Here is an 11,841-nt window from a genome sequence, read left to right as displayed (position 1 = left end):
TTGCTCTTCACTCCTTATCTGCTATTGCCACTTACTAAAGCGACTTCTTCTGCTTCTTCATTCACAACTGTTCCAGCTTTGACCACAACGCCTTCATCAATAATTGCTTTCTTGACAACAGCGCCTTCTTCAATAAGAACACCAGGCATTAATACTGAATCAATAACCTTAGCTCCTTCACCAACGTTAACATTGCTGAATAGAACTGATCCTTCAACTTCACCATTTACAACACATCCCTGTGTTACAAGTGAGTTCTTAACACTTGCCTTTGCACCAATTAACTGAGGCTTACCAAGTGTATCTTCTGAATAGATCTTCCAGTCTTTCTTGATGTTATAAAGGTCAAGTTCCTTATCATCAAGAAGGTCCATATTTGCCTGCCATAAGCTTTCAACAGTTCCTACATCTTTCCAATAGCCATCAAAAGTCCAAGCATATAATTTCTTCTTATCTGCAAGCATGCTAGGGATGATATTCATACCAAAGTCGTGCTTACTATTTTCATCTGCAGCATCTGCAATAAGGTATTTACGTAATTCTTTATAATTAAAGATATAAATACCCATTGAAGCCAATGTTGATTTTGGCTTTTCTGGTTTTTCTTCGAATTCATAAATATAGCCTTTATCATCTGTATTCATGATACCGAAACGGCTTGCTTCTTTTAATGAAACATTTAATACCGCAACTGTTAAATCTGCACCTTTTTCCTTATGCACATTTAACATTTCTTCATAATCCATCTTATAGATATGGTCACCAGATAAGATTAATACATATTCTGGATCATACTGATCCAAGAAGCTAATATTCTGATAAATAGCATCAGCTGTACCTGCATACCAAGTTGCACCAACTTCGCCTCTTTCACGTGCTGGTAAAATTGCAGCAAGTGAGTTATTACCATCAAGCCCCCACTTAGAACCTGCACCAACATAAGTTCCTAATAGTACTGATTCATACTGTGTTAAAACACCTACAACATCAATACCTGAATTGGCACAGTTACTTAGTGGGAAATCGATAATACGATATTTACCACCAAAGTAGACAGCAGGTTTAGCAACTTTCGCAGTTAATTCTTTTAATCTTGTTCCACGGCCACCGGCTAGGATCATAGCAACGATTTCTTTACCCATTTCTCTATCTCCTCCTAAAAAATGTAATCGCTTTCTTTTATATAATCCATTCTATCACAATTAAAACAATTATGATAGTTATTAGATTCATTTTCTCAAATTCCTTCTTTTATTATACTACACATGTGTTACATTTTAAATAGAAAAAAGTCAGACTTACGTGTAAGTCTGACTTAATAGTTCTGTTTGAGGTACTTTCTTACTGATGAAATAAAGTGTAGTGAGCCTGTTATAACAAGCTGATCATGTTTAAGTAAGGCTACTTTGATTGCCTCCGCAAAGTGAGGCACTACTGTTACGGTACTGAAACTGCGATAATCCTCTAAATCAGACGCACGCTCATCATTAAATGAAGTGAGATATATTGGATAACCTGCTTCATCAATAAGTTCAATCATTTCATCCACATCTTTATCCTTTAAACCAGAGAAAATAAAGACAGTATCTTTAGTACGCATATACTGCATTGTTGTTAAAAGAGCTTTAACACCATCTGTATTATGTGCACCATCAAGAATTACCTGATGTCCTGCTACATTCATCATTTCGAAACGACCATACCACACTGCTTCTTCAATAGCTTTTTCAGTTGTTTTTTCATCAAGATTAATCAACTTATTCGCAATTGTGAGTGCTAAACGTGCATTTGCAACCTGGTAGACTCCTTGTTTTTCTAAGGTAAAGGCCATATCACGATAACGGAAATGGAACGGATAACGTGATACCTGATATTCCGGCACAACAACCATTGTCGCACCCATAGCATCACATTGCTCCTGTAATCTTGCAAGAACCATTCCTTCCACTTCACTTGTAATAAAATACTGTCCTTCTTTGATGATTCCCATCTTTTCATTAATGACATCATAAAGACTTGGACCAATCTGATCTAAGTGATCATTACCAATATTTGTAATTGCACTGATAATTGGCTGAATTACATTTGTCTTATCATTAGCGCCGCCAATACCGCACTCAATAATACGATAATCTAAATCATGTGAAGAGAAGTAATCAAGCATGATTAAAACATCAATTTCAAACATGGATAAGTTCTTTTCTTCAATCACTGTTTCATATTTATTAATAAGCGCAAGAAGATCTTCATCACTAATAGGCTGATCATCAATACGAATACGATCATTATGCTTAATCATATAAGGAGAAGTAAATGTTCCTACATGATATCCATGGGCATTCAAAATGCTTCTTAGATAGTTGACTGTAGATCCTTTTCCATTCGTACCGGCAACATGAATCATATTCTTCTGTTTTGTATTAATATCTAGCTCTTCTAAAATTCTCCTAAAAGATTCAATTGTATTCTTATGTCTTTTAGATTCAATATATGCGATTGCTTTATCTATATTTCTAAACATCAGTCAATCCTCCAATCTATAGGTTCAATTCCTTGACTCACAAGAAATTCATTTGTACGAGAAAATGGCCTTGAGCCAAAGAACCCACGATGGGCACTTAAAGGAGATGGATGTGCGCTTGTAATGACGCAATGCTTTGTTGTATCAATCATACTTGCTTTATTGGCAGCCTGACGTCCCCATAAAATGAAAACAAGAGGCTTTTCACGTTTATTCATTTCTTCAATAATATGATCAGTAAAGATTTCCCATCCTTTACCTTTATGAGAATTCGCACATCCTTCCTGTACTGTTAATACAGTATTCAATAAAAGAACACCCTGCTTTGCCCATGATGTTAAATCTCCATGATTGGGAATATCAATACCTACATCACTGTGAGCTTCTTTATAAATATTTACAAGTGAAGGTGGTATGCGTACACCTTTATTCACACTAAAAGCTAAACCATTGGCTTGATGAAGTTCATGGTAAGGGTCCTGTCCAATAATAACCACTTTAATATCTTCATAATCACAAAAATTAAATGCATGCAGTATATGGTTATGAGGTGGAAATATTGTTTTTGAAGCATATTCTTCTTCTACAAATTCATGTAACGCTTTGTAGTAAGGCTGCTGTGCTTCATTTTCTATAATTGATTTAAATGTCTTCATGGAAAATAAACTTCTTAATCAATTCTGCAACTACACCTTCATTATTATCTGCATGCGTTGTGTAGTCACATGCCTTCTTTACATCTTCAACTGCATTACCTGCCGCAACAGATAGACCTGCTTTTTCAAGCATAGCCATATCATTATAGTTATCTCCTACTGCAATTGTTTCTTCAATCTTAATACCTAGCTTATCTGCAAGATCCTGTAATCCCTGTCCTTTATCTACGCCTTCTCGATTGAATTCCATATAACGATTAGAAGAATAGCTTACTGCACATCCCTCGGTAATTTCTGTCATCTGAGGCTCTAAACTCATTAAATAAGGCACATCCACATTCTGATATAGAATCTTCGCAATAGTCGCATCCTTTAAGAAATCAACCGTGTTTTCTTCAGGATAAACAACTTCAAGTTTCTGATGCTTCAATCTTTCTGCTTCAGATTCACTTAAGTTATAAATATAAAGTGTATCATTTGTATAAACATGAATACAGACATCCTGCTTCAGACCAAATTCAAAGATTTCCTTCATCTTATCAAACCCTAAACCATTGAATTCAATAATACGATTTCCTTTATTTTCAGTTAATGCACCACCATTGAAGCTTAAAACATATTCTCCTTCCATATCTTTTAAACCTAACTGTGTAAGTTCAGGTAAGATTTGCATATAACCTCTTCCTGTTGCAGGTACAAACTTCACACCACGTTCCTTCACTGCCTTTTGAATCCAGTAAATGTTACTTTCTGGTACAACGTGATCATCATTTAATAAAGTTTCATCTAAATCACTTGCAATTAATTTATATTCCATCTCTTATACTCCCTTTAATACAAATTTTTCAATTACTTCCTTCACTGCACCTTCATCAAAATTCTTTTCACAGACATAATCACTGATTTCTTTAATATCATCATGAGCGCAGCTCACACAGGCTCCAAGTCCTGCTTCCTTGATCATTGATACATCATTGTAATTATCACCAATCGCAATCGTATCCTTGATATCAATATTCAAATAATCTGCAAGCCACTTTAAACCTACACCCTTATTAATGCCAATCGCATTGCATTCTAGATAACGATTCGAAGAGAAAGTGAGTTCTACCTGGTCTCCAATATCCTGATACATCTCATCACGTAATTTCTTCAAATAGTTCATATCTCTCTTTACCAAAAGAATCTTTGCGATAGATTCATTTTTTAAGAATTCCGTCTCATGATCATAGATCACCTTCATTGGTGTTTTCTGTTCAATCTTTCTATTTACTTCAAATTCATCTGGGTTATAAATATAACAACAATCTAAAGTAAATACGAGCATACAGAGATTCTTTCTACATCCATAGTCAAAGCATTTCTTTAATAAATCATATTCTAATCCTTGGAAATGGAGAATCTTGAAATTCTTATTCTCTACAACAAGGCCACCATTAAAGCAGATAGAATATTCACCTGGCATATCATATGTACCAATTTCTTTAAGAATATCCCCAATCATTCTATGAGAACGTCCAGTGGCTACTACAAAACGTAAGCCATGCTTTTTAGCTTCACGTATTGCCTCCTGATTAAATACAGGAACATGCTGACCTATAAGAAGTGTTTCATCTAAATCCGATAACATCATTTGATACATAATTATTTCCCTCCATATAAATAAGACATAAAGACTGGTACTCTATTTCTCCAGCAGGCTTCACTATGTACATCCTCTTCAAAGACACGATACATATAATGAATGCCTTTCTCTCTTATTAAATACTCAATTTCATTATTAGACCATAAATAGTCCTGACTCAATGACTCATCATCATAGCCTTCTTTACCACCTACATCAAAATAAAAGCGTTCAAGACCGCTTAAGTCACTTGTCTTCACTAACTCAACAAATTCTTTCTGATAAAGCCAATATGCTGTTGAAACTGCAGCACCTTTATGAAATACATCGGGATGCTTCATACAGGCATACGCTGTAATAATACCACCTGAAGAACTTCCTACCATCGCCGTATCATCTTTTAAAGTACGATAACGACCATCTATATATGGTTTTAGATCATGAATCAACCATTCACAATAGTCTTCTCCTGTACCTTTAATTATCTCATGAGAATCATCGCGCATTAATGTACCACTCTCAACATCCCATGGACCATATTCACTTGCACGACCATATTCACTAAAGACGCAGGGAATAGCCACTACTATGACCTTCATCCCACTTCTTTTTAAATAATCCTCCATACCCCAGCTTACTCCAATATAAGCCTGGTCATCAAAAAAGGCATTCTGGCCATCATTCATATAAAGAACAGGATATCTCTCTTCACTTTGATAATAATCATCAGGAAGATATACAATTATATTTTTATCTCTACATTTATTATAAATCTTTTGAAACATATAATCTCCTTACAAAAACAAATAAGCCTCATGCTTATTTATTTTCCGGTAGAATAATCACTTCTTCACCATTTTTAGAAAATATATAATGACTACGTGCATAACGTACTACATAATCACTATCATTCAAACTATCTACTTCTTTTGCGAGTTTTGCTTTTTCTTTCTTTAATTCATTTTCTTGTACAACAAGTTTCTGATAAGTGGCCTTCTCAGCCTGGATATGCTGTACCTTTGCGACTAATGTGTAAATTAAGAACACTGAAATCACAATAAAGACAATCCCATATATATTACCCATTTTTCTCTTCTTTTTAGCCATTCAAGTCAACTCCTTAACTACTCGCATTATACCATTATTCTGCCATTAAAAAAAGAACCTTACAAAAAGGCTCTTAGTAAATAGTTTCTTCTTCTACTTTTTCTTCTTTAATAATTTCATAAAGAGAAGATGCTTCATCTTTTAATACATGATCTTTCAACATCAATACCTTTACTGTCAAAATAGTACGTCCAAAACTGACTTCAATTTCATCACCAATTTTCACTTTAGTGGCAGGTTTAGCAACTTTACCATTCACTTTAACACGTGAAGCTTCACTGATTTCTTTAGATAATGTTCTTCTCTTAATAATACGTGATAACTTTAAAAATTTATCTAATCTCATTATTTATCCTCTTCAAATAATCCATTCGCAAATATAAAATCAATACCTTCTTTTTTAAAGAAGTCATACTGTTCTTTTTCTTTAATTGTCCAGGCACCTATTTTAATATGTCTACTTTTTAAATCTACTATTTCTTCATGCGTTAAATAAGAATAACGACTATGAATACCATCTAAATGATGATCAATCACCTGCTGCTTACACTTCTTATAACCTCTTAGTACAATTAAAGCATAATAAGAATCAGGCATTAAAGCACGCATATTTAATAATCTTTCTAGACTTGTAGAAGAAAAATAAATACGATCTGTCATATGATGTTTCATAATGATATCCCTTAGTTTCTCTTCAAGACCGACAGATACAGTATCCTTGATTTCTATATTCAATAATTTATCGGTAGAATCTAGTAATGTCAAGAGAGAATGCAATGTTGGAATCTGTTCCTCAATATCCATCTTATTATTGTAATTATACTGACGCGCTTCTTTAAAAGTCATATGTCTTAAAACACCCTTACCATCACTGGTACGATTGATCTTATCATCATGTAATAATACAAGGACCCCATCTTTAGTCATCTGTACATCTGTTTCAATACCTTCAAAAGAAGAATGCGCCGCTTTTTCAAAAGCAGACATTGTGTTTTCTGGAAATAAATCACTATAGCCTCTATGTGCTAATCTTTTCATCATAATCACCCTTTCAATAGATAAAAAAAGCCAGCGTTCAGGTCACTGGCATGAGGCAGTTGAAGAGAATCGGCAGGTGTTTGTTTCTCTTCCTATTTCATTATAACATCTTTCTGTAATAAAGATAGACATAAAAGGTTAATTCTAAATTAAAGGATTTACGAGAAAACAAATTTATCTAAAGAAACGGCAGAAACCCCCATCTCAATATAAAACATAGGTGGGTAATGAATGCCGATGATGAATTTGTTTGAGAAATTTTGGAATAGTGAGAGTATAAAATATATGGAAAGCTTTTTTTCCTAAATCTGTAGAAAGGAGGCTAAATATATGTATCTTACAGTCAAGCAGCAGGTAAAGCATCTGTCCAAGGAAGACTATCGTTCCATCAAGGAATTATGTCATATTGCAAAGAATCTTACTAATCAGGCAATCTATAACATCAGACAGTACTACTTTGCAGAAGGCAAGTATCTCAATTATGAGAAGAACTATGCACTTCTGAAGTCGTCTGATAATTATAGAACGCTTAATTCCAATATGGCACAGCAGATACTCAAGGTTGTAGGTGGTTCATTTAAATCATTCTTCGGTCTTCTTAAAAAGGCAAAGCAGGGAAAGCATGCACTTAAGGACTGCAGACTTCCACGCTATCTTCCAAAGGATGGATATACTACGCTCGTCATTGGATTTGTAAGACTTAAAGGGAATAAGCTCTTACTTCCATATTCGAATAGCTACAGAAAGACACATAAGGCTGTAGAGATTGTTATTCCACCTATACTGCTTGATAAGAAAGTGAAGGAAATACGTATCATACCAAAGGCAGATGTCAGGTTCTTTGAAATTCAGTATACCTATGAAGCTGAATGCATTCAAAGGAATCTCAATACAACAAATGCACTGGCATTAGATCTTGGTATCAATAATCTTGTCACTGGAGTATCAAGTAAGGGTGAAACATTCATCATCGATGGAAGAAGACTGAAGTCCATTAACCAACTGTTCAATAAGGAAAATGCAAGATTACAGTCCATCAAGGATAAGCAGCATTTTGGCAGGAAGCCAACCAACAGACAGAAGGCATTAGCACGCAGGCGCAACAATAGAATAAATGACTACATGAACAAGACTGCACGCAGGGTGATTGATTACTGTATCGATCATGATATCGGAACTCTTGTTGTGGGCTATAATGAAACATTTCAAAAAGGTTCCAATATAGGTAAAAGAAATAATCAGATATTTATCAATATTCCTTATGGAAAGCTAATAGATAAACTTAAGTATCTCTGTGAATTGAATGACATCATACTTGTCATGCAGGAGGAGTCCTACACTTCAAAGGCCAGCTTCTGGGATAAGGATGTCATACCAGTCTATAAGAGTGATGATACTGAAGAATATCATTTCAGTGGAAAGAGAATACATCGTGGACAGTATAGAACAGCGAGTGGACAAGTTCTGAATGCAGATGTAAATGGTGCATTAAATATCTTGCGTAAAAGTAGCGTTGTGGATGTAAACATCCTATACAGTAGAGGCGAAGTGGACACGCCTATAAGAATAAGGATTGCCTAGCAATAGGTGGAGACTTAAATATCAATCTTCTTAAACGGATGCGTAAGCATCTAAAAAACCCCGACTTAATAAAATATTAAGTCGGAGTAGTTCACTTTGGCCATTCTTTACTACATAAACGATTTGAAGCAATCATTCCAATGACTAATACTAGGAATGAGAAATCAATTCCCTTAGGGAATAAAACGTTTAATATTAATGCGAAAAGAATGCTTAATAATGTAATATTGAGTGATTTAGAAGAAATCTTTCTCTCTTTATATATCTTATACTGCATCTTGATCTGCAGGAATGCCAGAACAAGTGCAACAGCAGCAACTAAGCTATCGATATAGAAATTGATTAAATACTTCTGATTGATCAGCTCTTTTACAAACATAAGAGCGATATAGGAAGTCATGGTTCCTACCATCATAGAAACCATGAGCTTTTCTCTATCTTGTTGAAACTTCATTAGCTTTTAATTTCTAAGCTATGAGTAGATGTTTCCTGAATATGTGAATCAAATAATGCCTTCATTAATGAGATTGCATAGTAAGTATCCTTGATACCAGCAGTTTCATATGATGAATGCATTGCAAGCTGAGGTAAACCGATATCTACAGCATTCATAGAAGCCTGAGCCATAGCGATATTACCTAAAGTACTTCCTCCAGCCTTATCTGAACGGTTAGCAAAATACTGTAGAGGTACATCTGCACCAGATGCAAGAGCCTTTACAACTGCCATTGATACGCCATCACTTGTATATTTCTGGCCAGCATGTGACTTAACAACAACACCTTCATTCATATAAGTGCAGTTAGTTGCATCAGTATGTTCTGGATGGTTTGGATGTACGGCATGTGCATTATCTGAAGAAAGCATGAAGCTTGATGCAAGTGCACGGTGGTAATCTTCTTCAGTCTTACCTAAAGCACTGTTGATACGAACTAATGTATCTCTTAATAATGTAGAATCAGCCCCCTGCTTAGTTCCTGAACCTACTTCTTCGTTATCAAAGCAAGCCATGATATCGATAGATTCATCGTTATAACCAGCAAGTAATGCCTTTAATGAAGCGAAACCACACTGTAAATCATCTAAGTGACCTGCAGAAATGAATTCTTCATTAGCACCCCAGATAGATGGAGCCATACGGTTGTAAAGATATAAGTCATGTCCTAAGATATCTTCTTTCTTCACACCTAATTCATCAGCAATAATCTGTTTGAAGTCTTTCTGACGATCATCACCAGCACTTAATAATGGAAGCATATCTACCTGTAAGTTATACTTGAATCCATCATTAGCAGCACGGTTCATATGAATAGCTACGTTAGGGATCATTAATAAATCACGATCAATATTTAATAACTTAGTAACGATGCTGTTACCTTCAGATACTAATACACGACCAGCAATTGATAGAGGACGATCTAACCAAGTAGCACATAACATTCCTCCGTATCCTTCAGTATTTAACTGAGTATACTTGTTCTTCACTTCGATTTCAGCATTTTCTTTAACCTTGAAAGTTGGCGAATCTGTATGTGAAGTCACAATGTTGAAACTGTAGTTGTCTAACTTTGTACCTACTTTGAAAGCTAAGATACTTGTATTATTTCTTGTTACATAATACTTACCACCTGGTACGATATCCCAATGTTCACTTTCTAATAATTCTTTAAACCCATCAGCATTTAAGATCTGACGATAGTTTTCTACTGCATGGAAAGCAGTAGGACTTTTTGATAAGAAATCTAATAATTCTTTTGAAGTTTCCTTAAACATTTTTATTATCTCCTTAATTTATATAAAAATATCCTTCTGGCCCTGCCAAAAGGATATTTTATATCATTTATCTTTTTCCTTCACGGCGTTCTTTTTCTGCAAGTTTAGGCATGATTAATCCTAAAGCACAAAGAACTACAGGGGCAATTACGTTTAATGCGAATGTGAATGGATCTTTGTCATACATACCAAGTACACAGCAAGCACCAGTTACGATGAAGCACCAGATACCGAAGAACTTAGCAACAGCCTGATTCTTAACGAAACGATAATCTGCTGGGAACTTATCCATAGCCTGACGTAAAGCAACATAAGCAGCAAATACCCATAAGTAACGCATTGGCATACATACTGAGTTAAGCTTATTTAACTGTTTTAATACGGCAGCTGCACCAGGAACGAATGACTGGATTAAGATGATTGAACCAGAAAGTACAACAACTAACTTAATACCGTTAATATATGCACCATACTTATTCTTCTTGAATAAAGCAGATGGGATATATTCTCTAGTTTCTTCGTTGTCTAATAACATTCTAAGTGGAGCATCAATACTTAATACTAAAGTAGAGAACTGACCAACCATGTTACATAATGCGTAGATAACGAGTAATGTATCACCCATATGATAGTATTGACCTAATTTCTGGAATGACCAATAAGCACCGTTAGCAACATAGCTTTCGAATGCCTGTTCAGAAGCATTGATCATCTTAGGATCGAACATCATACCCATTGCGAATGTACCTAAGATAGCACATACACAAACCATGATAGCAAGTGCAATCATACCTTTAGGGAATCCCTTTTCAGGGTTTTCTACCTTGTTTACATATGGTGAAATCTTTTCACATCCACCAACTGCGAATACTAAGATAGATAATGATGTGAAGTACTGTACATTGAACTGTGGCACGATGTTTTTAAAACTAAAGTCCATATGTACATAGCCACCATTAGGGTTGATAGCTGGTGCTGCGAACATCATTAAGATATAAAGGATTGACATAACAAACATTGAAGTTCCTGCTAATGTAGCAAGTTTCTTTAGTGGGTTTAATCCACGGCTTGCGATATAGCAGAAAAATAAGAATACAGCAAGTGTAGCTAACTGAACATAGATAGTTGGTAAGCTATCATAAACTGTAGCGTTTCTGAAGATTACCCAGCTAAGAGCCTTTAATCCACCAGTACCTTTACTTGCGATATAAGTGATGTGACAAGCCCAATAAGTGAACCCTGCATAATATGCAAGTTTAGGACCCATTGTTTCCATGATCCATGAGCTGACACCCCCACCGGCATTTTTAAACGCTGAACCAAGTTCACCAACCATAAGGGCATATGGTACGAAGTATAAAGCGAACATTAAAATCCAACTGAATATAACCTGGATACCGTTGAAGTAAACGAAACCATTTAGTACGTTACCAAATCCCCAAACAGTAGAAAATGCCATAAAAGCCAGGGTATACCATTTCATTTTTGAGTTTTCCATACTCTCCTCCTTAAATATTTTGTGTAAAAATTAAAACAATCTT

At 35.1% G+C, this 11,841-nt stretch carries 13 protein-coding genes; 1 reads left to right on the top strand and 12 read right to left on the bottom strand.

The features are described 5' to 3' along the window. Positions 1 to 14: 14 nt before the first annotated feature. The 9 genes from NQ499_RS03080 to NQ499_RS03040 form a co-directional block, all read right to left on the bottom strand. Positions 15 to 1,142, bottom strand: a complete 1,128-nt coding sequence (locus NQ499_RS03080) for a glucose-1-phosphate adenylyltransferase (RefSeq protein ID WP_006505742.1) — start codon at positions 1,140 to 1,142, stop codon at positions 15 to 17. A gap of 173 nt (positions 1,143 to 1,315) precedes the next feature. After that, entirely contained in the window at positions 1,316 to 2,521 is a 1,206-nt protein-coding gene (locus NQ499_RS03075) for a bifunctional folylpolyglutamate synthase/dihydrofolate synthase (RefSeq protein ID WP_006505743.1), read from the bottom strand. Next, entirely contained in the window at positions 2,521 to 3,177 is a 657-nt protein-coding gene (locus NQ499_RS03070; RefSeq protein ID WP_006505744.1) for a uracil-DNA glycosylase, read from the bottom strand. The genes NQ499_RS03075 and NQ499_RS03070 overlap by 1 nt, the downstream gene beginning before the upstream one ends. Further along, positions 3,164 to 3,994, bottom strand: coding sequence for a Cof-type HAD-IIB family hydrolase (locus NQ499_RS03065; protein WP_006505745.1), 831 nt, complete (start codon positions 3,992 to 3,994; stop codon positions 3,164 to 3,166). The genes NQ499_RS03070 and NQ499_RS03065 overlap by 14 nt, the downstream gene beginning before the upstream one ends. 3 nt (positions 3,995 to 3,997) lie before the next feature. Beyond that, positions 3,998 to 4,819: an HAD family hydrolase gene (locus NQ499_RS03060; RefSeq protein WP_006505746.1), complete on the bottom strand. Its 822-nt coding sequence runs from the start codon at positions 4,817 to 4,819 to the stop codon at positions 3,998 to 4,000. A 2-nt stretch (positions 4,820 to 4,821) separates the two neighbouring features. Then, on the bottom strand, positions 4,822 to 5,586 hold the full coding sequence (locus NQ499_RS03055; RefSeq protein ID WP_006505747.1) for an alpha/beta hydrolase: 765 nt from the start codon (positions 5,584 to 5,586) through the stop codon (positions 4,822 to 4,824). 34 nt (positions 5,587 to 5,620) lie between these two features. Beyond that, the gene (locus NQ499_RS03050) at positions 5,621 to 5,908 is read right to left on the bottom strand and encodes a septum formation initiator family protein (RefSeq protein WP_006505748.1); all 288 of its coding nucleotides are present in this window, start codon (positions 5,906 to 5,908) and stop codon (positions 5,621 to 5,623) included. A gap of 73 nt (positions 5,909 to 5,981) precedes the next feature. Beyond that, a complete protein-coding gene (locus NQ499_RS03045; protein WP_006505749.1) occupies positions 5,982 to 6,254 on the bottom strand; it encodes an RNA-binding S4 domain-containing protein in 273 nt (90 codons plus the stop codon). Continuing rightward, positions 6,254 to 6,946 carry a glycerophosphodiester phosphodiesterase gene (locus NQ499_RS03040; RefSeq protein ID WP_040389884.1) on the bottom strand — a complete coding sequence of 231 codons (693 nt, stop codon included), beginning with the start codon at positions 6,944 to 6,946 and terminating at the stop codon, positions 6,254 to 6,256. The genes NQ499_RS03045 and NQ499_RS03040 overlap by 1 nt, the downstream gene beginning before the upstream one ends. A gap of 330 nt (positions 6,947 to 7,276) precedes the next feature. Here NQ499_RS03040 and NQ499_RS03035 point away from each other — a divergent pair, with 330 nt between their 5' ends. Next, positions 7,277 to 8,527, top strand: coding sequence for an RNA-guided endonuclease InsQ/TnpB family protein (locus NQ499_RS03035; RefSeq protein ID WP_259848597.1), 1,251 nt, complete (start codon positions 7,277 to 7,279; stop codon positions 8,525 to 8,527). 91 nt (positions 8,528 to 8,618) lie between these two features. Here the strand turns inward: NQ499_RS03035 and NQ499_RS03030 are convergent, their stop codons facing one another. The 3 genes from NQ499_RS03030 to NQ499_RS03020 all read right to left on the bottom strand — a co-directional run bounded on the left by NQ499_RS03030 (position 8,619) and on the right by NQ499_RS03020 (position 11,798). Further along, positions 8,619 to 8,981 (bottom strand): hypothetical protein, encoded by a 363-nt coding sequence (locus NQ499_RS03030; RefSeq protein ID WP_006504481.1) that lies wholly within the window; start codon positions 8,979 to 8,981, stop codon positions 8,619 to 8,621. Then, a complete protein-coding gene (locus tag NQ499_RS03025; protein WP_006504482.1) occupies positions 8,981 to 10,300 on the bottom strand; it encodes a M18 family aminopeptidase in 1,320 nt (439 codons plus the stop codon). Before NQ499_RS03025 ends, NQ499_RS03030 begins: the two co-directional genes overlap by 1 nt. Positions 10,301 to 10,367: 67 nt before the next feature. Beyond that, positions 10,368 to 11,798 (bottom strand): amino acid permease, encoded by a 1,431-nt coding sequence (locus NQ499_RS03020; RefSeq protein WP_006504483.1) that lies wholly within the window; start codon positions 11,796 to 11,798, stop codon positions 10,368 to 10,370. Positions 11,799 to 11,841 lie beyond the last annotated feature (43 nt).

Source organism: Catenibacterium mitsuokai (assembly GCF_025148785.1).
GTDB lineage: Bacteria > Bacillota_I > Bacilli_A > Erysipelotrichales > Coprobacillaceae > Catenibacterium > Catenibacterium mitsuoka.
Note: the sequence above shows the minus strand (reverse complement) of the source record. Positions and strands in the feature narration are given on the sequence as shown.

Excerpts from the sequence above, each read along its gene's own strand:
- NQ499_RS03080 (WP_006505742.1), bottom strand. The coding sequence starts at position 1,142 with ATGGGTAAAGAAATCGTTGCTATGATCCTAGCCGGTGGCCGTGGAACA.
- NQ499_RS03075 (WP_006505743.1), bottom strand. The coding sequence starts at position 2,521 with ATGTTTAGAAATATAGATAAAGCAATCGCATATATTGAATCTAAAAGA.
- NQ499_RS03070 (WP_006505744.1), bottom strand. The coding sequence starts at position 3,177 with ATGAAGACATTTAAATCAATTATAGAAAATGAAGCACAGCAGCCTTAC.
- NQ499_RS03065 (WP_006505745.1), bottom strand. The coding sequence starts at position 3,994 with ATGGAATATAAATTAATTGCAAGTGATTTAGATGAAACTTTATTAAAT.
- NQ499_RS03060 (WP_006505746.1), bottom strand. The coding sequence starts at position 4,819 with ATGTATCAAATGATGTTATCGGATTTAGATGAAACACTTCTTATAGGT.
- NQ499_RS03055 (WP_006505747.1), bottom strand. The coding sequence starts at position 5,586 with ATGTTTCAAAAGATTTATAATAAATGTAGAGATAAAAATATAATTGTA.
- NQ499_RS03050 (WP_006505748.1), bottom strand. The coding sequence starts at position 5,908 with ATGGCTAAAAAGAAGAGAAAAATGGGTAATATATATGGGATTGTCTTT.
- NQ499_RS03045 (WP_006505749.1), bottom strand. The coding sequence starts at position 6,254 with ATGAGATTAGATAAATTTTTAAAGTTATCACGTATTATTAAGAGAAGA.
- NQ499_RS03040 (WP_040389884.1), bottom strand. The coding sequence starts at position 6,946 with ATGAAAAGATTAGCACATAGAGGCTATAGTGATTTATTTCCAGAAAAC.
- NQ499_RS03035 (WP_259848597.1), top strand. The coding sequence starts at position 7,277 with ATGTATCTTACAGTCAAGCAGCAGGTAAAGCATCTGTCCAAGGAAGAC.
- NQ499_RS03030 (WP_006504481.1), bottom strand. The coding sequence starts at position 8,981 with ATGAAGTTTCAACAAGATAGAGAAAAGCTCATGGTTTCTATGATGGTA.
- NQ499_RS03025 (WP_006504482.1), bottom strand. The coding sequence starts at position 10,300 with ATGTTTAAGGAAACTTCAAAAGAATTATTAGATTTCTTATCAAAAAGT.
- NQ499_RS03020 (WP_006504483.1), bottom strand. The coding sequence starts at position 11,798 with ATGGAAAACTCAAAAATGAAATGGTATACCCTGGCTTTTATGGCATTT.